Origin of the sequence: Chryseobacterium sp. SN22, from assembly GCF_008329705.1 — a bacterium.
Taxonomy (GTDB): domain Bacteria; phylum Bacteroidota; class Bacteroidia; order Flavobacteriales; family Weeksellaceae; genus Chryseobacterium.
Map to the genome: position 1 here is coordinate 73210 of NZ_VTSX01000016.1, position 25197 is coordinate 98406.

General features: G+C 39.8%; 28 protein-coding genes. 15 read left to right on the forward strand and 13 right to left on the reverse strand.

What is annotated here, in order from left to right; genetic code table 11:
* Nucleotides 1–92 precede the first annotated feature (92 nt).
* From FY557_RS12210 to apaG, 3 genes are all read left to right on the forward strand, one after another.
* A complete protein-coding gene (locus FY557_RS12210) occupies nucleotides 93–2906 on the forward strand; it encodes a 2-oxoglutarate dehydrogenase E1 component (protein ID WP_149247528.1) in 2814 nt (937 codons plus the stop codon).
* A gap of 38 nt (nucleotides 2907–2944) precedes the next feature.
* Complete coding sequence (odhB, locus tag FY557_RS12215) at nucleotides 2945–4207, forward strand: 2-oxoglutarate dehydrogenase complex dihydrolipoyllysine-residue succinyltransferase (RefSeq protein ID WP_149247529.1); 1263 nt, start codon at nucleotides 2945–2947, stop codon at nucleotides 4205–4207.
* Nucleotides 4208–4288: 81 nt separating this feature from the next.
* A complete protein-coding gene (apaG, locus tag FY557_RS12220; protein WP_149247530.1) occupies nucleotides 4289–4678 on the forward strand; it encodes a Co2+/Mg2+ efflux protein ApaG in 390 nt (129 codons plus the stop codon).
* Between the two features lie 172 nt (nucleotides 4679–4850).
* Here apaG and FY557_RS12225 read toward each other — a convergent pair whose 3' ends face one another.
* Genes FY557_RS12225 through FY557_RS12235 form a run of 3 tightly spaced genes read right to left on the reverse strand, consistent with a single transcriptional unit; the run spans nucleotide 4851 to nucleotide 7300 of the window.
* On the reverse strand, nucleotides 4851–5405 hold the full coding sequence (locus FY557_RS12225; RefSeq protein WP_149247531.1) for a 3'-5' exonuclease: 555 nt from the start codon (nucleotides 5403–5405) through the stop codon (nucleotides 4851–4853).
* Nucleotides 5406–5431: 26 nt separating this feature from the next.
* Nucleotides 5432–6409, reverse strand: a complete 978-nt coding sequence (locus tag FY557_RS12230) for a glycosyltransferase family 2 protein (RefSeq protein WP_149247532.1) — start codon at nucleotides 6407–6409, stop codon at nucleotides 5432–5434.
* A gap of 6 nt (nucleotides 6410–6415) precedes the next feature.
* Nucleotides 6416–7300, reverse strand: coding sequence for a lysophospholipid acyltransferase family protein (locus FY557_RS12235; RefSeq protein WP_149247533.1), 885 nt, complete (start codon nucleotides 7298–7300; stop codon nucleotides 6416–6418).
* 79 nt (nucleotides 7301–7379) lie between these two features.
* Here FY557_RS12235 and FY557_RS12240 point away from each other — a divergent pair, with 79 nt between their 5' ends.
* Entirely contained in the window at nucleotides 7380–7949 is a 570-nt protein-coding gene (locus tag FY557_RS12240; RefSeq protein ID WP_149247534.1) for a thioredoxin family protein, read from the forward strand.
* A 42-nt stretch (nucleotides 7950–7991) separates the two neighbouring features.
* Here the strand turns inward: FY557_RS12240 and FY557_RS12245 are convergent, their stop codons facing one another.
* The 8 genes from FY557_RS12245 to FY557_RS12280 all read right to left on the reverse strand — a co-directional run bounded on the left by FY557_RS12245 (nucleotide 7992) and on the right by FY557_RS12280 (nucleotide 15486).
* A complete protein-coding gene (locus FY557_RS12245; protein WP_149247535.1) occupies nucleotides 7992–9089 on the reverse strand; it encodes a hypothetical protein in 1098 nt (365 codons plus the stop codon).
* Nucleotides 9090–9358: 269 nt separating this feature from the next.
* A complete protein-coding gene (gene rplI / locus FY557_RS12250; RefSeq protein WP_149247536.1) occupies nucleotides 9359–9868 on the reverse strand; it encodes a 50S ribosomal protein L9 in 510 nt (169 codons plus the stop codon).
* Nucleotides 9869–9978: 110 nt separating this feature from the next.
* A complete protein-coding gene (gene rpsR / locus FY557_RS12255) occupies nucleotides 9979–10281 on the reverse strand; it encodes a 30S ribosomal protein S18 (RefSeq protein ID WP_002979091.1) in 303 nt (100 codons plus the stop codon).
* Between the two features lie 31 nt (nucleotides 10282–10312).
* Nucleotides 10313–10654, reverse strand: a complete 342-nt coding sequence (gene rpsF / locus FY557_RS12260; RefSeq protein WP_149247537.1) for a 30S ribosomal protein S6 — start codon at nucleotides 10652–10654, stop codon at nucleotides 10313–10315.
* 310 nt (nucleotides 10655–10964) lie between these two features.
* On the reverse strand, nucleotides 10965–12260 hold the full coding sequence (locus tag FY557_RS12265; RefSeq protein ID WP_149247538.1) for a GEVED domain-containing protein: 1296 nt from the start codon (nucleotides 12258–12260) through the stop codon (nucleotides 10965–10967).
* Nucleotides 12261–12529: 269 nt separating this feature from the next.
* Entirely contained in the window at nucleotides 12530–13153 is a 624-nt protein-coding gene (locus tag FY557_RS12270) for a hypothetical protein (protein WP_149247539.1), read from the reverse strand.
* 128 nt (nucleotides 13154–13281) lie between these two features.
* Entirely contained in the window at nucleotides 13282–14595 is a 1314-nt protein-coding gene (locus FY557_RS12275) for a dihydrolipoamide acetyltransferase family protein (RefSeq protein ID WP_149247540.1), read from the reverse strand.
* A gap of 63 nt (nucleotides 14596–14658) precedes the next feature.
* A complete protein-coding gene (locus FY557_RS12280) occupies nucleotides 14659–15486 on the reverse strand; it encodes an S-adenosyl-l-methionine hydroxide adenosyltransferase family protein (RefSeq protein ID WP_149247541.1) in 828 nt (275 codons plus the stop codon).
* Between the two features lie 135 nt (nucleotides 15487–15621).
* On the opposite strand from FY557_RS12280, the gene FY557_RS12285 reads away from it, so the two are divergent.
* The 6 genes from FY557_RS12285 (at nucleotide 15622) to FY557_RS12310 (ending at nucleotide 20326) form a co-directional block, all read left to right on the forward strand.
* On the forward strand, nucleotides 15622–16581 hold the full coding sequence (locus tag FY557_RS12285; RefSeq protein WP_149247542.1) for a PhoH family protein: 960 nt from the start codon (nucleotides 15622–15624) through the stop codon (nucleotides 16579–16581).
* Between the two features lie 137 nt (nucleotides 16582–16718).
* Nucleotides 16719–17393: a porin family protein gene (locus FY557_RS12290; RefSeq protein ID WP_149247543.1), complete on the forward strand. Its 675-nt coding sequence runs from the start codon at nucleotides 16719–16721 to the stop codon at nucleotides 17391–17393.
* 109 nt (nucleotides 17394–17502) lie between these two features.
* The gene (locus tag FY557_RS12295; RefSeq protein ID WP_149247544.1) at nucleotides 17503–18024 is read left to right on the forward strand and encodes a hypothetical protein; all 522 of its coding nucleotides are present in this window, start codon (nucleotides 17503–17505) and stop codon (nucleotides 18022–18024) included.
* Between the two features lie 210 nt (nucleotides 18025–18234).
* Complete coding sequence (locus FY557_RS12300) at nucleotides 18235–18894, forward strand: outer membrane protein (RefSeq protein ID WP_149247545.1); 660 nt, start codon at nucleotides 18235–18237, stop codon at nucleotides 18892–18894.
* 86 nt (nucleotides 18895–18980) lie between these two features.
* Nucleotides 18981–19649, forward strand: coding sequence for an outer membrane beta-barrel protein (locus FY557_RS12305; RefSeq protein ID WP_149247546.1), 669 nt, complete (start codon nucleotides 18981–18983; stop codon nucleotides 19647–19649).
* A 41-nt stretch (nucleotides 19650–19690) separates the two neighbouring features.
* The gene (locus FY557_RS12310; RefSeq protein WP_149247547.1) at nucleotides 19691–20326 is read left to right on the forward strand and encodes an OmpW family outer membrane protein; all 636 of its coding nucleotides are present in this window, start codon (nucleotides 19691–19693) and stop codon (nucleotides 20324–20326) included.
* 90 nt (nucleotides 20327–20416) lie between these two features.
* On the opposite strand, the gene FY557_RS12315 is transcribed toward FY557_RS12310, so the two are convergent.
* Nucleotides 20417–20701, reverse strand: coding sequence for a TM2 domain-containing protein (locus FY557_RS12315; protein WP_149247548.1), 285 nt, complete (start codon nucleotides 20699–20701; stop codon nucleotides 20417–20419).
* 30 nt (nucleotides 20702–20731) lie between these two features.
* Nucleotides 20732–22093 (reverse strand): signal recognition particle protein, encoded by a 1362-nt coding sequence (ffh, locus tag FY557_RS12320; protein ID WP_149247549.1) that lies wholly within the window; start codon nucleotides 22091–22093, stop codon nucleotides 20732–20734.
* A gap of 196 nt (nucleotides 22094–22289) precedes the next feature.
* Between ffh and FY557_RS12325 the strand changes: the two genes are divergently transcribed.
* The 5 genes from FY557_RS12325 (at nucleotide 22290) to atpH (ending at nucleotide 25188) form a co-directional block, all read left to right on the forward strand.
* The gene (locus tag FY557_RS12325) at nucleotides 22290–22661 is read left to right on the forward strand and encodes a hypothetical protein (RefSeq protein WP_149247550.1); all 372 of its coding nucleotides are present in this window, start codon (nucleotides 22290–22292) and stop codon (nucleotides 22659–22661) included.
* A gap of 60 nt (nucleotides 22662–22721) precedes the next feature.
* The gene (gene atpB, locus FY557_RS12330) at nucleotides 22722–23822 is read left to right on the forward strand and encodes a F0F1 ATP synthase subunit A (protein WP_149247551.1); all 1101 of its coding nucleotides are present in this window, start codon (nucleotides 22722–22724) and stop codon (nucleotides 23820–23822) included.
* Nucleotides 23823–23867: 45 nt separating this feature from the next.
* On the forward strand, nucleotides 23868–24062 hold the full coding sequence (atpE, locus tag FY557_RS12335) for an ATP synthase F0 subunit C (protein WP_002979108.1): 195 nt from the start codon (nucleotides 23868–23870) through the stop codon (nucleotides 24060–24062).
* An 86-nt stretch (nucleotides 24063–24148) separates the two neighbouring features.
* A complete protein-coding gene (locus FY557_RS12340; protein WP_149247552.1) occupies nucleotides 24149–24646 on the forward strand; it encodes a F0F1 ATP synthase subunit B in 498 nt (165 codons plus the stop codon).
* Nucleotides 24647–24648: 2 nt separating this feature from the next.
* Nucleotides 24649–25188: an ATP synthase F1 subunit delta gene (gene atpH, locus FY557_RS12345; RefSeq protein WP_149247553.1), complete on the forward strand. Its 540-nt coding sequence runs from the start codon at nucleotides 24649–24651 to the stop codon at nucleotides 25186–25188.
* Nucleotides 25189–25197: the final 9 nt, after the last annotated feature.

Consider the following 25197-nt stretch of genomic DNA (forward strand, 5'->3'; position numbering starts at 1 on the left):
TAATAGTTTAAAGGCTGTTCCAAGTCGGTTTTTTTTATTAAATTTGAAGCTTAATTCGACAAACAAATTTTAATAACAGATAAACTGTAATAATGGACAGATTTTCATTCCTAAACGCAGCTCATTCTCAGTTAATTGAGGATTTATACCAGCAGTACTTAAAATATCCGGACTCTTTGGAACCATCATGGAAAGCCTTTTTTCAGGGCTTCGATTTTGCTTTGGAGAACTACGGAGACGAAGATAACGTTCAATATGTTCAGGCTCCGGCTGCTTCAGCTCCTGTGGTACAGCAGGCTGCACAGGCCGCTTCAAATGGTGAGGTTCCCGAACACATCAGAAAGGAATTTAAAGTAGTCAACCTGATCGAGGCGTACAGGACCAGAGGTCATCTGTTTACAAAGACAAACCCTGTTAGGGAAAGAAGACATTATACCCCGACCCTGGACATCGAAAATTTCGGTCTGGACAAATCGGATTTAAATACAAAATTCAACTGTGCGGTTGAAACCGGAATGAAAGGACCTGCTACCTTACAGGAACTTATTACCCACCTTGAAAACATTTACTGCGATTCCATCGGGGTAGAGTACATGCACATCAACAATGTAGAAGAGAAAGATTTCATCAAGCAATGGCTTCAGGTGAATGAAAACCATCCAAGTCTTTCAGCGAATGAAAAAACGGAAATTTTATTAAAATTAAATCAGGCAGTAGCGTTCGAAAATTATCTTCATACAAAATTTGTCGGCCAGAAAAGATTCTCCCTGGAAGGAGGAGAAACCCTTATTCCTGCTTTGGACCAGCTGATCACCAGATCTTCCCAGTTAGGTGTGGATGAAGTGGTTTTAGGAATGGCTCACAGGGGAAGGCTCAACGTGCTTACGAATATTTTCGGAAAATCGTACAAGCAGATCTTCTCCGAGTTTGAAGGAAAGGAATTTGAAGAAGACGTATTCTCAGGAGACGTTAAATACCACCTGGGTTCATCCAAAAAGATCAAAACGGCTTCCGGTGAAGAAGTTTCTATCAATTTAACACCGAACCCGTCGCACCTTGAAACCGTAGCTGCCCTTGTGGAAGGAATCTGCCGTGCGAAAGTTGATGACAAATACAAAGATTATTCTAAAGTTTTACCGATCATCATTCATGGTGACGGTGCATTGGCGGGCCAGGGTATCGCTTATGAAGTGGCTCAGATGATGACGCTGGAAGGGTACAGAACAGGTGGAACCGTTCATATTGTTGTAAACAACCAGGTATCCTTTACGACCAACTACATGGATGCAAGATCTTCCACGTATTGTACAGATGTTGCAAAAGTTACGGAATCTCCTGTGATGCACGTAAATGCGGATGATGCGGAAGCGGTGGTCCATGCGATTCACTTTGCAGCCGATTTCAGAGCGAAATTTGGTAAAGATGTATATATCGATTTACTGGGTTACAGAAAATACGGTCATAACGAAGGGGATGAACCGAGATTTACACAGCCTAATTTGTATAAAACAATTTCCAAGCACCCGAATCCAAGAGAAATCTATAAAGATCAGTTGTTAAAAGATAACGTTACTTCCAATGATGTTATTGCTAAAATGGAAACTGAATTCAAGGCGCTGCTGGATAAAGATTTCGACGCGTCCAAAGAAATCGAGAAAAACGTAATGGATGTTTTCATGGCTGATGACTGGACGAATTATCCGATTGCCAAAAGAGGAGCAGTTCAGGAAGCCGTGGATACGAAATTCGATCTTGAAAGACTGAAGGAACTGGCGCTTAAGATGTCTACGCTTCCGGCAGATAAAAAGTTCCTGAATAAAATCACGAGACTGTTCGAAAACAGAATCAAAGCTATTGAAGGCAATTCCTTAGACTGGGCCCTTGGAGAATGGTTAGCGTATGCAACTTTACTTGTAGAAGGCCATAACGTAAGAATCTCCGGTGAAGATGTGGAAAGAGGAACATTTTCCCATAGACATGCGGTCGTAAAAACAGAAGATACGGAAGAAGAATATATCCCTCTGAGACACGTTTCCGAAAGCCGGTTTGATGTTTATAACTCGCACCTTTCAGAATATGGGGTGTTAGGCTTTGATTACGGATATGCCATGGCTTCGCCTAATACCTTGACCATCTGGGAAGCGCAGTTCGGGGATTTCGTAAACGGAGCCCAGATCATCGTCGACCAATATCTTGCAGCGGCAGAGGAAAAATGGAAGATCCAGGACGGTCTGGTGATGCTGTTGCCTCATGGTTCGGAAGGTCAGGGTGCAGAGCACTCTTCAGCAAGGCTTGAAAGATTCCTGACGCTTTGTGCAAATGAAAATATGGTGGTTGCAAATATTACATCGCCTGCCAACTATTTCCACCTGTTGAGAAGACAGCTGAAATGGGCATTCAGAAAGCCATTGATCGTGATGAGTCCCAAATCACTGTTAAGGCATCCGAAGGTGGTTTCCCCGCTTGAAGATTTTGCAACCGGAGGATTCCAGCCGATCCTTGATGATCTTAATGCAGATCCTGCAAAAATTGAAAAACTGGTACTTTGCTCCGGTAAACTGTACTTTGAATTGCTGGCTAAAAAGGAAGAACTGAATGCTGAAAATATAGCATTGGTAAGATTCGAGCAGCTGTATCCTCTTCAGACGGATGCCATCGAAGCCATTTTTGAAAAATATTCAAACCGAAAAGAAATCGTATGGGCTCAGGAAGAACCTGAAAACATGGGGGCATGGTCTTATATCCTGAGAAACTTCAGGGACACGGGAATCCAGGTGATCGCTCCGGTACCGAGCGGTGCTCCGGCTCCGGGAAGCCATAAAATGTTTGAGAAAAACCAGAATGGTGTAATCAACAGGGTATTCGACAGAAATGATACGCCGGTAAAAAGACCTGTAACTGCTTAATAAAAAATAATAATCAATAAAAAAATAAAAAATACGATATGTCAGTTTTAGAAATGAAAGTTCCTTCACCGGGCGAATCCATTACAGAAGTTGAAATTGCAACCTGGCTTGTAAAAGATGGGGACTATGTGGAAAAAGACCAGCCCATTGCTGAAGTGGATTCAGACAAAGCAACTCTTGAATTGCCTGCTGAACAAAGTGGGATCATCACTTTGAAAGCTGAAGAAGGAGACGTGGTACAGGTAGGACAAGTGGTTTGCCTGATCGATATGGATGCTGCAAAACCTGCAGGGGGGGAAGCTCCTGCTGCGGAAGCTCCAAAACAGGAAGAAGCTCCGAAAACTGCTCAGCCTGCGCCACAGGAAGCTCCTAAACCGGCGGCACAACCTGCTCCGGCTGCAACTCAAACGTATGCTACAGGAGCTCCGTCTCCGGCAGCTAAAAAAATCCTTGACGAAAAAGGAATGGATGCTTCACAGGTTTCAGGAAGCGGTAGAGATGGAAGAGTAACGAAATCTGATGCTGAACTGGCTGCCGTTCCTGCAATGGGAGGAAATCCGGTAACGGCTACAGGTTCCCGTTCTACAACCACAACAAAACTGTCAGTTCTTAGAAGAAAAATCGCGCAGAGACTGGTTTCCGTGAAAAATGAAACAGCAATGCTGACGACTTTCAACGAAGTTGATATGTCCGAGATTTTCAGATTGAGAAAGCAATATAAAGAAGAATTCGCCCAGAGACACGGTGTAGGGCTTGGTTTTATGTCTTTCTTTACGAAAGCGGTGACCAGAGCATTGCAGATGTATCCGGATGTAAATGCATCCATCGACGGTGATTTCAAAGTAAACTATGATTTCTGTGATATTTCAATCGCGGTTTCAGGTCCTAAAGGATTGATGGTACCGGTATTGAGAAATGCGGAAAATATGTCTTTTGCAAGTGTTGAAGCCAACATCAAAGACCTTGCGATCAAAGTGAGAGACGGAAAAATCACGGTTGATGAAATGACGGGCGGTACCTTTACCATTACCAATGGCGGTACTTTCGGTTCTATGTTGTCTACACCGATCATCAACCCTCCCCAATCTGCGATCCTGGGAATGCACAACATCATCCAGAGACCGGTTGCGGTAGACGGGCAGGTGGTAATCCGCCCGATGATGTACGTAGCGATGTCTTATGACCACAGGATTATCGACGGAAAAGAGTCCGTAGGATTCCTGGTAGCGGTAAAAGAAGCTATTGATAACCCGGTTGGAATCTTAATGAACGGAGACGAAAGAAAAGGTCTCGGATTGTAAGATTAAAAAACAATTACCCTATAAATTAAGATCTCGTCTCAAAAAGGCGAGATTTTTGTATCCTATCTATCAAATACTAAGATGATGTTCTCAAAAATGACCTCCAATATCAAAGTTTCAGTAGTTCCTGAATATGATAGCAAAAACAGTTACCCCTCTGAAAACAGACACGTTTTCAAATACCATATTACGATTGAAAATGATGGCAGTTTTCCGATAAAAATCATTAAAAGAAAATGGCTGATCTTCGATGTCGGTTTCGGATATACCGAAATTACCGGTGACGGGGTAATTGGTCTTACTCCGGAGATCGCTACCGGCGAGAATTTTACTTATTTTTCCAATGTGATGCTTCGCTCCGGTGTGGGTAATATGAGCGGAAAATACCTGGTTAGAAATATGGAAACCCAGGAAAATTTTGAGATCGATATTCCGAAATTCAATTTATTATCTGAAGTGCTGAGTAATTAACAAGATGGGTGCTGGCAGTTTTCAGTATATAACTAAAATTCTTTAGTATTAAATAACATTATCTTTTACCCAACAAAAGTTATTTCGAATCTTGATTAACCAACCAATCTGTTTTTTTTCTGTAAATAATTTAAATTACATTTTAGAGATAAGCTGACTAAAACCTGCTGAATCAGAGTTTTTTAATTTTCAGTTTCATAAAATCCGATACTTCTTCATTGCTGGTAAGGAACAGCTTTTCAAAAGCAAGCAAAGAGATCTTTGCACAGACTTCCGCATCAGCACCGGCACGGTGATGGTTAAAACTGATCTGATGGTATTCTGCCAAAGGTTTCAGTCCGTACTTCGGCAGGTAGTCCCATGATTTTTTAGCCAGCTGAATACTGCAAAGGTAGTTCATTTTTGGAGTAAACATTCCGTAGTGGTTCAGGCATCCCCGTAAAACACCCGCATCAAAACCGGCATTGTGGGCAATCATCAAAGTACCGTACATCATTTCTTCCACCTCATACCAGATCTCATCGAAAGTAGGCGCGTCTTTAACATCATCAGGAACAATTCCGTGAACATCGACATTAAACGGACTGAAATACGGAAAGCTTGGTGGTTTAATGAGCCAGGTCTTGGTTTCGACAATCTTAGAATCCTGAACAATACACACTCCCAACTCACACGCAGAGTTTCTCTCGTGAGTTGCAGTTTCAAAATCGATGGCACAAAAATCCATAATCTTTATTTTAATTTAAGATGAACTTATTTTTTTCCCAGAAAATGTTTAAAAATAATCCATTCTGTCTGATAAAATTTGCTTTTCTGATGTTTCTGTCTGCGTTTCCAGCTTCCTGCCGCATATCCGTAAAAGCTGAAATGCGCCTTCAGGACCGCTATGAAATGCGAAAATCCAAGCTTGATGCCGAAATAAATACCTGCAAGCCCATCCAGGCAAAGCCTCAGAAAAATGATACCCACCAGCTGTGGGAAAGGAGCATTCTTTAAAACCATGGAAAGATTATTCCGGATATTCAAGAATGTTTTTTTAGGACTTTGCTTATTCAGCGTACCGCCGCCTACGTGGTACACTTTGGACTTCCAGGTGTAAAAAATCTTTCTTCCTGAATTGATCATCCTCCAGCAGAGATCGATTTCTTCCTGATGGGCGAAAAACCGCTCATCAAAACCTTTCTGATCCCAAAAATCTTTTGAACGGATAAAGAAGCAGCATCCCGAAGCCCAGAAAATTTCAGATTCGTCATCATACTGGCCGTTGTCTTCCTCTACATCATCAAACAGCCTTCCTCGGCAGTAAGGATACCCGATGTTATCGATCAGCCCGCCTGCCGCTCCAGCAAATTCAAAATAGGTTTTACGGTTGTAGGCTAAAATTTTAGGCTGAATTGCTGCGATGGAAGGATCTCTTTCAAACAATTCCAGAACAGGTTCCGTCCAGTTTGCCGTAACTTCCACATCCGAATTAAGAAGACAGTAGATCTCATTGTCAATCTGTTTCAAACCTTCATTATAACCTCCTGCAAAGCCGTAATTTTTATCGTTTTTAATGATTGTAACCGATGGAAAGCGAGTGCGCAGAAATTCTACGGAATCATCTGTCGATAAGTTATCAATAACATAAACATCGGCATCCCGGGAAAACCGGACCACATCCGGCAGGAATTTTTCGAGCCAGCCCTTTCCGTTCCAGTTTAAAATGGCAACCGCTAATTTTTTCGGCATGAGAAGCTATATTTTTTCTGAATCAAATTTTTTAATAGAATCCTGGTATTTCCATTTCCGGTGCGACCAGAGGTAATTATCCGGACGTTTGCGCAGCGTATTTTCCAGTAGCTTATGGAATTTTTTTACCACTTCATTTTCGGTAAACTTTTCCCCGTCGGGATAAATCCGGTGATAATTCACCTGATAGTAGCCGCGTTTCACCTTTTTCATTTCACAATAGATGAAAGCAAGATCCATTCTGGTCGCCAACTTGTCGTAGCCGATAAAAGCGGGCGTTCTCTGGTTCAAAAATTCCAGTCCGTAAGTGACATGGGAAAAATGCGGCGTCTGATCGGCAACGAACATATAAGCCGAATTCCCGTCGTTTTTGGATCTGAAGATATTTAAGATCACCTCGTTGGCTTCCAGGGCTTCATTTCCGAACCGGCTGCGTACTTTTCTCATCTGGTTTTCCCAGAAATCGTTGTTTACTTTCCGGTATACCGGGTGGCAATGCTCCTGCGGAATAAACCTGGCCATCGCGTTGATCCATTCCCAGTTGAAAACATGCCCCGCCAGCATAATCACATTTTTACCTTCTGCTTTGGCATCGTGGAATACCTGCTGGTTGATATGCTGCATTCTTACCCGGGATTCCGTTTCGGAAATGGTAAAGGATTTTACGGTTTCCACCAGATAATCGGAAAAATTGAGATAAAATTTCTTTTTGATCTGCTGGATCTCTTCCGGAGATTTTTCCGGAAAAGAATTCTTCAGATTCTGGGTAATAACATTTTTACGGTAGGCTACGATATAATAATTCAGAAAGAAGATAATATCTGAAAACATATAAAGAACCTTCAGCGGGAGTTTGGAAATAAGATTTAATATTTTAATAAGAAAATTCATAAAACAGGCAAATTTACGCATAATAAAATTATGGTTCTATTTTTGCTGCCAATAAGTATTATTTTTTTAATTTTATAGTATGAAAAAATTAATGATAACAGCTTTTCTGGGGTTCAGCTTTGTAGCATTTTCCCAGGAGCTAAAAGATAAACCTCAATCCAAGGATACTGATAAAGCTTTGCCTGTGAAAACCGAACAGGCAGAACCGGATATAAAGAAAAAGGCATCGGAAGAAAAAGCGAAACTCCCAAAACCTTACGATCCGAAAGCGGATGCTGAAAAAGACCTTCAGAATTTAGTCGCAAAAGCAAAAAAAGAAAAGAAAAACATCATGATTCAGGCCGGAGGAAACTGGTGCATCTGGTGCCTTAGATTCAACCAGTTTGTACAGACAACACCCGAACTGAAAAAGATCGTAGATGAGAATTATGAATACTACCACCTGAACTATTCTCCGGAAAATAAAAATGAAAAGATTTTCGCGAAATATGGAAATCCGGGAGACAAATTCGGTTATCCGGTTTTCATTATCCTCGATCAGAACGGTAAAATGATCCACGTCCAGCAAAGTGATGTGCTGGAAGAAGGAAAAGGATACAGCCTTGAAAAAGTGAAGGAGTTCTTCAATACATGGACTCCAAGATCATAAAAATAAAGCCGGGAAATTTTCCCGGCTTTATTTTTCTATGTTTTATGATTCAGGTATTTCATACCAGTTGGTTCCGTCGCAGAAGAAACCTGAGGTAAAATAAACGGAGACAAAAGTATTGGCAGGTACTTTGGAAAATCCTCCGTAAAAGGATCCGGAAGGCGTTTGCGCATTACTGGCCCAGTTAGTCCCGCCTGCGAAAGAGGTGTAGGAAATCTTCAGCCGGGCTCCGTATCCCGCATCTGCAGGTGACGGAAATGTCAGGTTGATGGTTGCAGAAGTAGTAACGGCAGACCAGTCGAAAAGAACGATTCCGTTCAGATCCGAAAGTAACACCGTATAACCGTTGTTGCCGTTGCCTATACTTACCCTTTTGAAGGGGGTATTGGAAATGCCCGGCGTTCCCCATGAAGGAGCAGACCCGTCGGTCGTTAAAAACTTACCGGCATTGTTGGCCTGGCTTGGCAGTGAGTTTCCTCCTCCCGCTGCAGCCCAGGTTCCGTCTCCCCTGAGGAAAGTAGCAGAACCGGGTGTACCTGTAGCGGAAATTTTTCCGATGCTTACCGACTGGGCAGCCAATTTTGTTGTCGTTACGGCATTATCTGCAATGGCAGTAACTCCATCGTCCGTTATGCTTATATCTCCCGTCATGGTTTTTGGGGTTTGCGGTGCATAGGGAGAAGAGGAAGACGTGAGGTAAATCTGGGCACCTGCAGATCCGCTGGAAAAACCCTGTCCGTTGGCCCCGTTGCAGACATAGCGGATATCTGTAATTTCAGAAGTATCCAGAATCCCATTCGCGTTGTTATCGGTACCGGTTTCAATTTTCATACCGCCCGTTGTGCAGTTGCTTCCTGCAGATTCGGCTGTGGTTTTTACCAGAGCATTTTTCCCATTGCTCCCTCCGCTGTTGGAAAGAAAAGCGCCTGAAGCCGTTCCGTCGTCATTTATTGTAAGAAGGTTGGTTCCTGTGGAATTGTCGATTTTTAAGCTCTGTGTGGCGTTAGTAGAGCCTTTTCCTTTAAGATGAAGGGTAGCGGTAGGAGTGGCAATATTAATTCCTACGTTTTTTTCGTACTGGGCCTGTATGAATGCCATACTTCCAAATACCAGGACTCCCGATAGATAAATTTTCCTCATAACTAATTATACGTTATTAATTCATTTTAAACCAAGGTTATTTTCGCTGATCTTTTTTAATAGATGCAGTAGTATTTGCGAGAATAATGAACCAAAAGTACTGAAAAAATGAACTAACGGAAGCACAGATGGGGATAGGATTTTCATTGGGTATGTTTGGGATTGTATTCTGTACCGTGTGCTTTTATTTATCGAAGTAAGGAATAATTAAATAAAAAATGCTGCCTCAAAGAGACAGCATGATATGTAAAAATACTATAAAAGTATGATTAAGCTTCTTCAGAAGAAGTTTCTTCTTTTTTAGCAGGAGCTGCTTTCGGAGCTTCTACCGGAGCGTCAGATACGATATCGAATTCGAAGTTGTACTCAACATTTCTGTGCAATCTGATGTTAGCGGTAACTCTACCGGTTCTCTTGATCGTGTTACCAGGAATCTTGATGTATTTTTTCTCTACAGATACTCCTGCTTTTTCTAAAGCAGCAGAAAGATCTGCATTGTTGATTGATCCGAATAATTTATCACCTGAACCTACTTTTGCAGGAATTGTAACTGAAGTTTTTTTCAATTGATCCACTACAGCGTTTGCAGCAGCGATTAATTTAGCTTCTTCTTCTTTTCTTGCTTCCAAAGTAGCTTCAAGAGCTGCGATGTTTTTAGGGGTAGCCAAAAGCGCGATTCCCTGAGGAATTAAGAAATTTCTTGCATAACCAGGCTTCACGTTTACCGTGTCGAATTCAAGACCTAAGTTCTCTACGTCTTTTTTTAGGATAATGTTCATTGTTGTTGTCCTTTTTTAGATTTTAGAAGTCTAAAATCAAGTTAGAATTAATGATGTATTCAGCAACAAAAAGCCAAAAGCGCGAAGCTAATGGCTGATTGTAATATTTTTTACTTTAATAAGTCAGCTACGTATGGTAGTAACGCCAGGTGTCTTGCTCTTTTGATTGCAGCAGAAACTTTTCTCTGGTATTTTAAGGAAGTTCCGGTATATCTTCTTGGTAAGATTTTACCTTGCTCGTTTACAAATTGTAATAAGAAATCAGCATCTTTGTAATCTACGTGCTTAATTCCGTATTTTTTGAATCTACAATATTTCTTTTCAGATTTTGTATTAATATCAAGCGGAGTAAGGAATTTTACTTCAGATTCTCCTCCAGCTGAGGCTTGTTTAGCCATTTCGTCTATTGCCATGTCTTGTCTTTTAAAAAAATAGGGTTAATAATTAAGCTTTAGCTGCTTTTACTTTTGCTCTTCTTGTTACAGCGTAGTCTACAGCGTGCTTGTCCAGTTTTGTAGTCAGGTAACGGATCACTCTCTCGTCACGTTTGAATGCCAATTCAAGATCAGCTACTACAGAACCTTCGCCTTTAAATTCCACTAAAGTGTAGAATCCGTTCTTTTTCAATTGGATCGGATAAGCTAATTTTTTTAATCCCCAGTTTTCTTTAGCAACGATTTCGCAGTTCTTTTCTTTAATAAGATCTACATACTTGTTCACTGCTTCCTCCACCTGAGCTTCAGATAGAACGGGAGTTAAAATGAAAACAGTTTCGTAATTGTTCATAATGTTAAATGAATTTATTAATTATTTCGAGGTGCAAAAGTAGTATAAATTTATAAACTATACAAGTTTTAAGTATTATTTATCGTCTTTCTGCTTATAAATGTATTGAACTAATAATCTTCCACTCATGAAAAGGAAGATTAGGTGCCTCTGATACATCATTTCTAAAGATAGCGGTTATCAGGTGGCGAAAACGTGCCGGATCCAGAGAAAGTCCTGCAGATTATAGCTAAAAACATTAACTGTATTATTAGATCAAAAAGACCTGCAATCTGTATTGCAGGCCTTTTGTTATGACTGGTGATTAAGATTATTTTTTAATCACTTTTGCAGATTGTAACCCGTTTTCCGTCTGTGCAGTTACCATATAGGTTCCGGCAGGCAATGGTGATAAGTTTACATTGAATTTGTTCTGATTAATCTCAGCGCTGATTACAACTCTTCCAGATAAATCGACAACATTTACAGATTTTACCTTTATTCTGGAATCGAAATTTAAAACATCGCTTGTCGGATTAGGGTATACTGTGAATGCCGCATCTTTTTTACCGGCTTCATTAACAGCAAGAGCCGATGCTACAACATTCACCGTATAATCTTCTGCCTGTCCGTAATCGGAACCAGCACAAGGGTCTATAAGGCTTGGTTCATCATCAATAATACCGAAGATCTTTTTCACACGCATTCTCGTATTTCCTGGCAGTGCACCTGCGGGAACCGTGATGGAGTGAACAGCCTGGACGGCATCTTCCCCGGTGGATCCGTAGATGGTTTGGGTTACCGCATAGACTTCCCCGGGATCATTAAGCACTCCGTTCTGGTTCCAGTCAATGAACACGGCAAAACTGTTTTCGTAATCTCCTTCCGTATTGCCTTTTAAAGTAATAGGGTAGGATTGGCCTGCTGTTACATTAGCAGTCTGCGATAAGAAGAATTCATGGTAATTTCCTACATAAGCTTCGGAATCGGTTATATTGTTTATCCCGGCAAAATTTACCAGCGTAATCGGTTCATCATTATCTCCAAATCCGCTGTCAAAGACCAGCGGTCCGCAGTAATTCAGCTGAGCGGAACTTGAACCTTCCACCGAAAAATCGTCAATATACAAAGCGGCTCCGTCAAGACCTACGTATTGGAAGGCGACTTTTACACTCGGGTTATTTTTGTAAGTACTGATATCGATCATTACAGGATTCATCTCATAATTGGTAAATGTTCCCAAGCTGTTTTCAGACCAGACCTGGGTCCAGGTAACTCCGTTATCAGTGGAGATCTTCACCAAAGCATCGTAATTATTACTGGGATCGACCGACCAGTAATAGCTCAGGCCCGCTTTAAATTTAAGATAGTAATAGGTGGCGTTACCAAGATTCATAGAAGGAGAAATCAGCCATTCGTTTTGTTGTCCCGGAGTATCATCATAATCAACCGCCGCAACACTGCCGGATGAGACGGTAGCTATTTTCCAGGTTTCATTGGCATTGGATTGTTGTATGGTCCAGGTAGAAGGAATAGCAGTACCATTAAAATTTTCACTGAGAATGACCTGGCCGAAGCTCAATAACGGCAGAGCCATTAATACGGACTGAAGTAGTTTTTTTCGCATAATTATTAATTTTTGGATTCCGTCAAATATAAGAAAAAAGCATAATAGTAGAAATATCAATAATTTACATTCTGGTTCTGTTGGTTTTGAAAATATTTTACAGAAACTTTGAATATTAACAGAAATGTAAAAATAATAAAGTATTAATGTTGTTTATTTCTTACTATAGTGAGAAAATACTATATTAATATTTATTTCTTTTGTGATTGTCAATTATATCTCGGATAAATTATAATCATTTATGAATAAGTATTAGAAAAGACATCCTATTACACCCGTTCTAAAAATTCAGCTACATATAAGGCGTTAGCTACCGTAAGATTTTTAGGCAATCCGAAGTTCAGGATGTTATTTTTGATTTCTAATTTAAAATCTTCATCGGAAAATGCTTTGATGATTTCTTGACGGGCTTTACTTAAAAAAGCCATCGTTTTAAATCTGTCGCTGCCTAGTACATAAAAATTATTGAATTCCCCGTCTCTGAAGTTTACAGTAAATCGGTTGAAAATACCCGCTATCTTATCCGCCCATTTCTTTTTGTTGACTGATATAAACCCGTAATCATCATCCAGTAATTTCATGCCCCAGATTTGCAGGCTGTCATATAAAGTTGTTGTGCGGGCACCTTTTACCGTAGTGCCGGTTTTGCTGACAAGGAAAAGGTAAAACGGGCTTTTCTTATTTTTATCCGTAATAAAATAACAGATTTTCGGACTGAATAAAGAATTTTCTTCACCGGAATTAAATAAGTGAAAAGGAGAGTCCTCTACCGCAACCACCGATAGATCATAAATTCTGAATAACCGGTCATAAATTTCGAAAATCAATTGTTCCTGTTCTTTAGAGAAGTCAAAAAGTTTTGCAGCGTCTAATTTTCTGAAATCAAGTTCCATTTTGCAAATCATTTAATTTGAAGATAAAATTATTTTACCGGATCTCAAACAGGAAACCTCCGGAAAAATCCGAAGGTTCCTATTTTCACAGGTAAAAATTACTCATTACCGATTGTTATTATCATTACTTATATTTCCGTGTTCAGATCCCAGTTTTGCAGGTAATCGTGAACGTGCTTCAGCATCATTCCTCCCAGGGAACCGTCTACCACCCGGTGGTCATAAGAATGGGACATGAACATCAGGTTTCTAATGGCGATCACGTCACCATCCGGAGTTTCCAGAACAGCCGGTTTTTTAACGATTGCACCGATCGCGAGGATCGCCACCTGCGGCTGGGGAATAATCGGTGTTCCCATCAGGTTTCCGAAACTTCCGACATTGGAAATCGTGTAGGTTGCGCCCTGCGTATCTTCAGGTCTCAGTTTTTTGTTTCTTGCTCTGTAAGCCAGGTCATTGATCGCTTTTGCCAATCCTGAAAGAGACAGCTGGTCTGCATTTTTAATTACAGGCACGATCAGGTTTCCATCCGGCAGGGCAGTGGCCATACCGATATTGATGTTTTTCTTTTTAATAATGTTTTCACCGCTGATGGAAACATTGATCATTGGGAAATCCTGGATGGCTTTTACTACCGCTTTCACAAAGATCGGCATAAAAGTTAGTTTTTCACCTTCTCTTTTTTCAAAAAGGGATTTGTTTTTATTTCTCCATTTTACAACGTTGGTAACATCCGTTTCGATGAAGGAGGTAACGTGAGGAGCAATCTGCTTGGCTTTTACCATGTTTTCAGCGATGATTTTCCTCATTCTGTCCATCGGGATGATCTCGTCGCCGGCAGCAGCCGTAATGGTTGCCGCAGGAGCGGAAGTCTGTGCCGGCTGCTGGGCAGGAGCTGCCTGTTGTACCGGAGCCGCTTGTGGTGCAGGCTGGTTGCCTCTGTTTTTAACGTAAGCTAAAATATCTTCTTTGGTAATTCTTCCTTCCAGACCGCTTCCTTTGATGGACTTCAGTTCAGATTCGGAAATGTTTTCCTGTTGTGCAATGGATTTTACCAGCGGAGAAAGGTAAAGGTCTCCCGAAAACTCTGTAGAAGCCGATACCTTCAGCGGTTCTTCAATGGTTTTCAGGGTTTCCGCATCAGGAGATGCTGTCGCAGTTTCTGCCGGAGCTTCTTCTGAAACTGTGTTTCCGCCTTCTCCTTCAATTTCTAAAATAGCAATGGCTTCACCCACTTTTGCAACTTCGTCCTTCTGTTTAAGGATCTTTACGATTTTTCCCGAAACCGGTGTCGGAACGTCTGAATCTACTTTGTCGGTTGCAATTTCTACTACGGAATCATCCTCTTTTACAGTATCGCCTTCGCCGAACAGCCAGGTGATAATTGTCGCTTCCATAACACCTTCTCCCATGGAAGGAAGCAATAATTTGTATTCTGCCATTTTTAATTTTTAGATTTTGACAAATATATAAAAAAAATCGATTTTTTTATGAAATATTAAATTTTAGAAAAATTCAATGTAAATATTCTCGCCTACGTTCATCCCGAACAATGATTTTGCCCCGTTTTTTTTGTTGCCTTTATAAATCGTGAGTTCCAGAAGCTGGCTGTCATTGAAAATGGCTGCGGACTGGCCGTGGAATTCGGTTTCCCTTTCCCAGTCGGATACCACCTCCGTATGATTCGAAAATATTTTCGAAAGTGCTAAGTTCCTGAATTTTATCGTGAAATTTTCATATCCTTTATTAATGGTTTCAAAAAAATCTTTGTTGATATTTGAGATTATGTTTCCGAAATTATCAATGTATGTTACTTCCCCTATGATGATCTTTTCAGACTCATTGTAGACGGGTTTCGGAAACAACAGCTGCTTGGCGGCATCTATTTTCCGGCCGATTACTTCTGGGAGGCCGCCATTGGCAAGATGTACTGCTGCAGGAACAAAGATATCCGTGGATGTGAAATTGATGATATCGTCAAACCGGTTGTTTAAAGTAATTTCATGGATTGCCTCCGGTTTAATGTCAAAAAAAATCAGGCTCAGTACTCCGTTATCTGCTGCGAGGAAGTAATGCCCGTCGGATTTGTACAGAATATTTATTCTGGACCGGTTGTGAAAGCTGTCTACAGAAATAATATGGATGGTGCCTTTCGGAAAATGTTTGTAAGCATTTCTTACGATGTAAGAGGTCTGTATCAGGTTAAAAGCCTGGATGTCGTGGGTTATGTCGACAATATTAACCTCCTGGTTCAGAGAAAGAATACTGCCTTTTACAGCGGCGACTCTGTAATCCAAATTTCCGAAATCTGAAGTAAGGGTAATGATTGGCATGGATAGCTGATAAAATGATAGAAATGCAAATTTATTTAAAATAAAAGGAAAGCCCGGTAAATAATGGAAAAGAATTTGATATATGTTTTCAAAAAAAGCATTACATTTAAAATCTAAAATTAATACTACGACTGCATGTTTGAATTAACATATGATTTGGAGGACATCGACGCGAAGATCTTCTATGGGGTGAATAACCAATATTTCAATTTAATCAAATCAACTTTTCCGACCCTTAAAATTACCGGCAGGGATCATTTTATTTTTGCAATGGGAAATCAGGAGGCTCTGGATATATTTAAGAAAAAGCTGGATGATATCGTTAATTATATTTCAAACAACAATTCCATCGGCCTGAAAGATGTTGAAAATATACTGAATATCAAAGACGAAAACGAGAAGCAGCTGGTTTTTGATCAGGACATCATTGTAAAAGGGGTAAACGGCAAGATCATCAAAGCAAAAACCACCAACCTTAAAAAGCTGGTGAAAGAGACGGAGAAAAAAGACATGGTTTTTGCCATCGGACCTGCAGGAACAGGGAAAACATATACCAGTGTTGCCCTGGCTGCAAAAGCTTTAAAGGAAAAACAGGTAAAGAGAATCGTTCTGACAAGACCTGCCGTGGAAGCAGGGGAAAGCCTGGGGTTTTTGCCCGGAGATCTTAAAGAAAAACTGGATCCGTATTTACAGCCTCTGTATGACGCCTTGAGAGATATGATTCCTCATGAAAAGCTGGAAGGATTTATCGAGAAAAAAGTAATCGAAGTAGCTCCGCTTGCTTTTATGAGAGGACGTACGCTGGATGATGCCTTTGTAATTCTTGATGAAGCACAGAACACTACGCATTCCCAGATGAAGATGTTTTTAACGAGAATGGGGATGAACGCCAAATTCATCATTACCGGTGACCCGACGCAGATCGATCTTCCGCCCAAACAGCAATCCGGACTGAAAGAAGCCATGAGAATCCTTCAGGATGTAAAGGAGATAGGATTTGTGCATTTAACGGAAGAGGATGTGGTAAGACACCCTGTTGTTAAAAAAATCATTTTGGCCTACAATGCCGAGGATAAAAAAAACAGAAACGAATAATTCTCACTCAGAATATAAATACGGATGCGGAACAGTAAAAGTTGTTCCGCATATTTTTTATGCCATAGAAAAGAATATCATTTTGATATTTAAAAAAAAATACTATTTTTGCCCCGAATACTAAAAACTATTCAATCATGAAGAAAATATTACTTTTTGCAGCAGTCGCTGTTATGGGATTGAGCCTAAAAGCTCAGGAATTCAGATTCGGACCTAAAGCAGGTTATTCATTGTCAATGCTTACAGGTAAAAGTGACGGTGAAACTTATAAGTTTGATGCAAAATCTACTTTTTACGCCGGTTTTTTAGCAGAATATAAAATCAGTGATAAATTTGCATTACAGGGTGAAGTCTTATATTCTCCTATTGGAGGTAAACAGGAAGAATCTGTATCTTATAACGAGAATGGTGTAAATGTTACAGGTACTGAGAAAACGGATTGGAAATTAGGAACTGTACAGATTCCGGTAAGTGCTAAATTCTATGCAACTGAAAATTTGGCTTTTGGCTTAGGTCTTAACGTAGGTATTGTAACTTCTGCAAAAGTGGATTATACCGCTTCTGTAACAGGATCAAGTATGGGAGAAACTATTTCTGAATCTGAAAGCTCATCCAGAGATGTAAAGGATGATGTTAACACTTTAAATCTGGCTCCATTTGTAGGCGCAGAATATACATTGGAAAATGGTTTATTCTTTGATGCCCGATACAATCTTGGTGTTTCTAATCTTATTAAAAAACCGGAAGGAAACGAAACTTTAAAAAACAGCTTTCTACAGGTAGGTGTTGGTTTTAAATTCGGAGGCAACTAAGAATTTATTTAAAATAAAATAACAGAGCGGTACAAAATTTGTATCGCTTTTTTGCTTTGTATAGGATTTTAATTAATAAAATATACATTCTAATTTTAAACTTATTGAAATGAAAAAACTAGTATTAGCAGGTGTTTTTGCATTATTCGGAGGGCTTGTGCAGGCTCAGGAGGGTTTCAGGCTTGGCGGCCATGTAGGTGCTCCCCTTGGAGATGCAGCGGATGCAGCCAGTGTAACTTTAGGAATTGACGCTGCGTATATGTGGAATATTACCAAAGGATTGGATATTGGCGCAACTACGGGGTACTCCCACTTTTTCGGAAAAGACAATGTGGAAGATTTCGGATTCATTCCCCTTGCCGTTTCAGGTAAATATACATTTAACAAAGTTCCTCTTTTTGTGGGACTGGACCTGGGAGCTGCAATTTCCACCAAAAACTACATCAACAGCGGGCTTTATGTAGCTCCAAGGGTAGGATACCAGATGAAGAACGTTGAACTGTACCTGGGATTCCAGAATATCGGCAGCAGATATAAAGATCATGGTCCCGGACCTCGCCCGCATTGGCATGGTGACGACCGATTTAACTTCGGAGCAGTGAATTTCGGGGTAAATTTCTTCCTGAAGTAAAATTTTTAAAATTAAATATAATGAGTTCCGGTTGCAGAATCGGAACTTTTTTATTTAAAAAATTGTAAAAAATATAAACTGCCTTGTTTAATACATTTTATTTCCGCAAATCAGAAGGACGGGACAATGATATTAATCACATTAACAAATTTTAATATTCACGACTACCACTGTAAATTTGCGGTCAGAAAGTATTAAATTTTTAAAAAAATGAAGAAAGTATTAATGGCGGGTGCAATTGCACTTTTCGGTTTATCTAACGCTCAGATTGCAGCAGGAACTACTTATTTATCAGGGTCTGTAGGTTATTCTCAACAAGAGAGAAACAACGGAAACAATAAGACGGAAAACTTCAACGTATTGCCTACGGTTGGGTATTTTGTAAGCAACAATTTTGCAATCGGTTTAGGAATCGGATACCAGACTCAGAAAGATACGAATATTGTAAACAATTTCATGGTGCCTGGAACTACCGTGGTAACAACCAATGAAACAAAGCAGCCTGCTTTCGTGGTGGCTCCTTTTGCAAGAAAGTACTGGACTTTAGGAGATAAATTGTATATCTTCGGTCAGTTGGCAGTACCTATGCAGTTTGGAAAAACTGAAACTGAAAATACGACAGTAAGTACTTCAGGATCTTCTGTAACTACGGTATCTTCTTCTTCTGAGGCAAAATATACTCAGATCGGAGTAACGGTAAAACCGGGTCTTGATTATTTCCTTAACAAAAACTGGTCTATTGAAGCGACTATCGGAGAATTCGGATACAACAACTATAAGCCGAAAGATGGTGATGCTACCAACAATTACAGCTTTGGTTTAAATTTATCTACCGTAACTTTCGGAGTTAAATATGTTTTTGCCAAGTAATAAACAAATTATATAAGATGAAAAAGTCCTCAGTTTTTTAACTCAGGGCTTTTTTCACTTAACCATTTTTTTTAAAACTAATTATCATGAAAAAATTATTAATCGCCGGTGTGGCTTTGCTGTACAGCTTTTCAAATGCTCAGATTAAAACAGGAACCGTCTACATTTCCGGACAGGTAAATTATACCGAGACGGAAGTCGCAAATTCGGATTTTACCGATCAGACTTTCAAAATCATTCCGACGGCCGGCGTATTCATCGCTCCGAATCTCGCCATTGGTACCGGTCTGGGATATACCGTCGGCAAACTGGATTACACCCAAACCCTTGGCGGTGAATTTCTTACTACGTTTATTGATTATACAGGAAAAACAAGTGCCGTTACGGTAGCTCCTTTTGTAAGGAAGTACTGGACTTTATCGGAAAAACTATACTTTTTCGGGCAGCTTCAGATTCCTTTAGAATTCGGAAAAATCAATCAACATGCTTTGATCACCAATATCTACGGTTCTGCCGGATCCGTGGACCAACAAGCGGTCTCTTATGACAGTAAATATACTTCCATCGGAATTAATGTAAAACCGGGTTTTGATTATTTCCTGAATAAAAACTGGTCTGTCGAAGCAACGATAGGGGAGTTTGGCTATAAGAATCTTAAATCCAAAGAGATTGATGCCCGTGATGGTAAAAACTACGATTTCGGCCTAAATTTGTCTGCGGTCTCTTTCGGGGTGAAATATATTTTTGCAAAATAAATCTACAATAAAACTAAACTTTTTTAAATAATTAAATTTTTATGAAAAAATTATTATTAGCAGGTGCAGTGGCACTTTTCGGTTTGTCAAATGCACAAATGACCAAAGGAGACTGGGTATTCAGTGGAAATACCGGTTTCGGATTCAATAATGTAACGACTAAGGTGAAGGTAGCAGGTCAGTCTGCAGACGGGCCAAAAGTAAGCACTTTTTCATTAACGCCTTCTGTCGGTTATTTCGTTATCGATAAATTGGCCGTTGGAATCGATCTGGGGCTTACCAGTACTATGACGAAGTATGATGGAGCAAAGGATACTACAACAACCTTTTCTGTAATGCCTACGGCTACTTATTATTTTGCAAACGACAGCAAGTTTGTTCCTTTCTTAGGCGCAGGGATCGGATATGCATCTGCAAAAACCAAAGAGCAAATCAATGCAATGGGTGTTTCCAGCTCGGATGAAACAACAGTAGACGGTCTGGCATGGAAAGTAAAAGGAGGAGTGACGTATATGGCTACTCAGTCTTTAGGGATTAACTTAGGCGTTTCTTACGATCAGTTTTCCAACAAAGAAACATTTATGGATACCGATGTTAAAACGCACGTAAACACTTTTGGTGTAAATGTAGGTTTTTCTTATTTCATCAAAGCCAAAGCTCAGAAATCTGATAAATAAAAAAACTTTGTCAAAGATTGAAACTTTGACAAAGTGCTAAAAAAATCCGGCCCATTACTGAGCCGGATTTATTTTTTATTTCAATTGAGCTTAGAACCATTCTTTCTGGTTCTGAACATACGTCCTGTCGAATTCCTCATCAGATTTGGTAAGATAAATAATTCCTTCGATAAAACCGATAATTCCAACCACTCCGCAGGTTACAATCCCTAATACCAGCTGGATGATTCCTGCTTTGGTATAGCCTAAGTAAAATTTGTGAATAGCCAGTGTGCCCAGTAAAATTCCTAAGATCCCTGCAATTACTTTTTTCTCAGACTTGTAAGGAGCTCCCTGGTTGTAATTGTAGTTCCCTTGTTTTTCATTAATTTCCATAATAATATTTTTTTAACTGTTTTTCGGTGGTTATTTTCCGAACATTCCGCCCATTCCAGGCATATTCGGCATTTTGCTCATCATCTGCATCATCTGTTTTCCCTGAGGGCCCTGCATCATCTTCATCATCTTGCCCATCTGGTCGAACTGCTTCATCAGTTGGTTCACGTCCTCGATTTTTCTTCCGGCACCTTTGGCAATCCGGTTTTTTCTCTGGGTATTGATGATTGACGGTCTTCTCCGTTCTTCCGGAGTCATGGAGTAGATGATCGCTTCGATATGTTTAAAGGCATCATCACTGATTTCGACATCTTTGATCGCTTTTCCGACCCCCGGAATCATCCCCATCAGGTCTTTCATGTTCCCCATTTTCTTGATCTGGTTGATCTGCTTCAGGAAATCATCAAAACCGAATTCGTTTTTGGCGATTTTTTTATGAAGTTTTTTGGCTTCTTCTTCGTCGAACTGCTCCTGCGCTCTTTCTACCAGGGAAACAACGTCTCCCATTCCCAGGATCCTGTCGGCCATCCTTTCCGGGTAAAAAAGGTCCAAAGCTTCCATTTTTTCACCGGTAGAGATGAACTTGATCGGTTTTTCCACTACGGAACGGATCGTTAAAGCAGCTCCACCGCGGGTATCACCGTCTAACTTCGTCAGCACAACCCCGTCGAAATTTAAAGCATCATTGAATGCCTTTGCCGTATTCACTGCATCCTGACCGGTCATGGAATCTACAACAAATAAAGTTTCGTTCGGTTTAATCGTAGAATGAACCGTTTTGATTTCATTCATCATCTGCTCATCGATCGCCAGACGTCCCGCCGTATCGACAATTACTATGTCATGGCCATTCGATTTCGCAAAATTGATGGCGTTCTGTGAGATGCTTGAAGGATCCATAGAACCTTCTTCCGTGAAAACCGGAACGCCGATCTGGCCACCCAAAACTTTCAGCTGATCGATCGCCGCCGGACGGTAAACGTCGCAGGCAACCAAAAGAGGCTTTTTATTTCTTTTCGTTTTTAAATAACTGGCTAATTTCCCGGAGAAAGTCGTTTTCCCGGAACCCTGTAGACCCGCAATAAGAATTACCGAAGGTTTTCCGGAAAGGTTGATGCCTTCCTGAGAGCCTCCCATCAGATCCACCAACTCGTCATGAACGATCTTGGTCATCAGCTGGCCCGGCGTCAGCGAGGTAAGAACATCCTGTCCCAAGGCTTTATCCTGAACTCTTTTGGTAAGGTCTTTTGCAACTTTATAATTAACGTCGGCATCCACCAGCGCTCTTCTGATCTCTTTTACGGTCTCCGCTACGTTGATTTCCGTGATTTTTCCACGTCCTGAAATATTGTGCAGCGCTTTGTCTAATTTATCCTGTAAACTGTTGAACATATTTATTGTAAATTATAGGTCTGCAAAAATAAGGAATTTTTGGTATTTATAAACGGTCGGGAAGGTAATATTATATATAAGATGCAATTTACAGGGATGATATAAATCAAATGATGATGAAATCCGGGGGAAAAAGCCTATTTTTGCCATAAATTAAAATTAGCCTAATGGTTGTTAGGTTAAAAATAAATTTAAAATGAAGATCAATCCCAACATTCTGGTAACAGTCCTGTTTTTTCTAACCTTCCTTGTTCATTTCGCTTTATGGAAATTCGTTTTCCATCTGGACGAAATTGTCATTGTAAAGTTTTATCTGTTCCTGAGTGTGATGTTTATGATGATGGTAACGCTTATCGTTCTGATCAATAGGGTAGCGCCGGAATTTTTAGGATTATCGGTAATCGGGCTTATTCTTTTAAAATTCGGTCTGATGTACCTGATTAGGAAAAAACTGAACTTTGAGGTAATTCCGGGATATAAATTCCATTTTATTATTCCGTATTTTATCCTTACCACACTGCTTACCTATTATGCAATTAAGCTGATTAATCATGATAAAAAACAGTAAAATTATTTATTGTAAACCAGAAAAAATATTATATTTTTGCACAACGAAAAAAACCTATCAATGTTTAAGAAATTCGCAGTTTTATTCTACAGTATTTTTGTATTAAACTTAGTGTCTGCCCAGCATGGTGAGGCTACTGCCGAGGCAGGTTCTGCCAACACGGAGCTTTCAGAGAAAGACAAAGTAAGTAAAGAAAACAAAGAGTACATCGATCATCACTTGTTGGATGCTCACGACTTTACATTGATGGTGGATAAAGAAGGTCACCATATCGGTTTTCCACTTCCTGTTATTTTTTATGATAACGGATTTCATTCTTTCATGAGCAACAAGGAAGGTTTTATTCATGGAGAAACAACGGAAGTAGACGGATCTTATTATAAATTGCACCACGAAAAAATTTATAAGACAGATGTAGCCGGAAATTTATCTTTCGATAAAGAAGGTCATGTAACTTCAGAAAAGGTATTGGATCTTTCTATTACGAAAAGTGTGCTGATCATCTTATTGACTTCAATCTTCATGTTATTGTTGTTTACAGGAATGGCAAAGTCTTATAAAAAATCTCAGGTTCCTACAGGAGCAGCAAGATTCCTGGAGCCTTTGGTGATCTTCGTAAGAGACGAAATTGCTATCCCGAACATCGGGCATAAATATAAAAGATTCATCGGTTATCTTTTAACGGTATTTTTCTTCATCTTATTCCTGAACGTTTTAGGATTGATGCCTTTCGGGATTAATGTTACCGGTAATATTACGATGACATTCTTCCTGGCTATCCTTACGTATCTTATTACAACGTTCTCTGCTAATAAAGATTACTGGAAACACATTTTCTGGATGCCGGGCGTTCCAGTACCGATGAAACTGATCATGTTGCCGATTGAATTATTAGGAACCATTACAAAACCTTTCGCATTGATGATCCGACTTTTTGCCAACATGACGGCAGGACACATTGTTGTAATGAGTTTGATCGGATTGATTTATGTATTTAAAAATGTAGTTGCAGGAGTTGCATTCCCTTTCCTTACATTGGTAATTTATCTTTTGGAAGTATTGGTAGCATTCTTACAGGCTTATATCTTCACGATGTTATCTGCCCTGTTTATCGGAATGGCTGTACAGGATCACGAGCACGAACACCATGCGGCTCACTAATTAAGTTTAATAAAGTAAGAAACAAATTTTTTAAAATTATATATTATGGAAATCCCTAAAATTGTAGGTGCTGGTATCGTAGTACTAGGTGTAGGTATCGGTCTTGGTAAAATCGGAGCTGCTGCTCTTGAAGCTATCGCTAGACAACCTGAACAATCTGGAAAAATCCAAACAGCTATGCTTATCGCAGCTGCCCTTGTAGAAGGTGTTGCGTTTGCTGCTCTATTTGCAGTAAACTAATTAAACTAAAACCACTATCTGTAACGGTTGGTTACAGATAGTGGTTATTTAAGAAAAAAAGTAATAATTATTTATACATTTATATAATGGAATTAATTCACCAGTTTTCATCAGGATTATTTATTATCCAAACAATTATCTTTCTGGCATTGTTATTATTGTTAGGCAAATTTGCTTGGAAACCTATTTTAAAATCAATTAACGATAGAGAAACTTCTATTGTTGATGCTCTTAATCAGGCTACATTGGCAAGAAAAGAGGTCGAAACTTTGAAAGAGGATAACGATAGAATCATCCGTGAGGCTAAAGTCGAGAGAGATGCCATCCTTAAAGAAGCCAGAGAAATCAGAGATAGAATCGTAGGTGAAGCTAAAGATGTTGCTAAATCTGAAGGCGATAAAATGATTGAAGCTGCTAAGCAAACCATCAACGCTGAGAAAAATGCTGCTATGGCAGACATCAAATCCCAGATCGGTACTTTATCAGTGAACATTGCGGAATCGATCCTTCAACAGAAGCTTGACAACAGCGAAGCTCAAAACGAATTAGTTCAGAATTATTTAAACAAATCAAACCTTAACTAAGAATGCTTACATCTAAAGTAGCTAAACGATACGCACAAGGTTTACTTGATTTTACCAACGAATCAGGTCAGACGGCTACTGTATTTTCTGAAATGAAAGATGTGGTAAAGCTGATGAAAGAATCTGCAGACTTAAACAAATTCTTCCTGACGCCTTACATCGATTCCAAAAAGAAAGTAGAGGTAGCAAGCCAGATTTTTAAGGGATTATCACAATCTTCTCAAAACCTGATTACCCTGGTGATCAAGCACGGTCGTGAAAACCAGCTGAAAAATATCGCTCAGGAATTCATCAATAAGGTTGAAGATATTAACGGAGTACAGCGCGTAACGCTTACGACGGCAGCTCAGCTGTCGAAAGAGAACCTTGAGCAGATTTTAAGAGCATCCAATCTTGTTAACCTTAAGACCAACTTTGATTTGCAGGTTAATGTAAAGCCTGAGATTTTAGGAGGTTATATTTTAAGAGTGGGAGATCAGCAGATTGATGCTTCTGTAAAATCCAAGCTTAACATCATTAAGAAAGATTTTCATTTAAATTAAGAAAAAAAC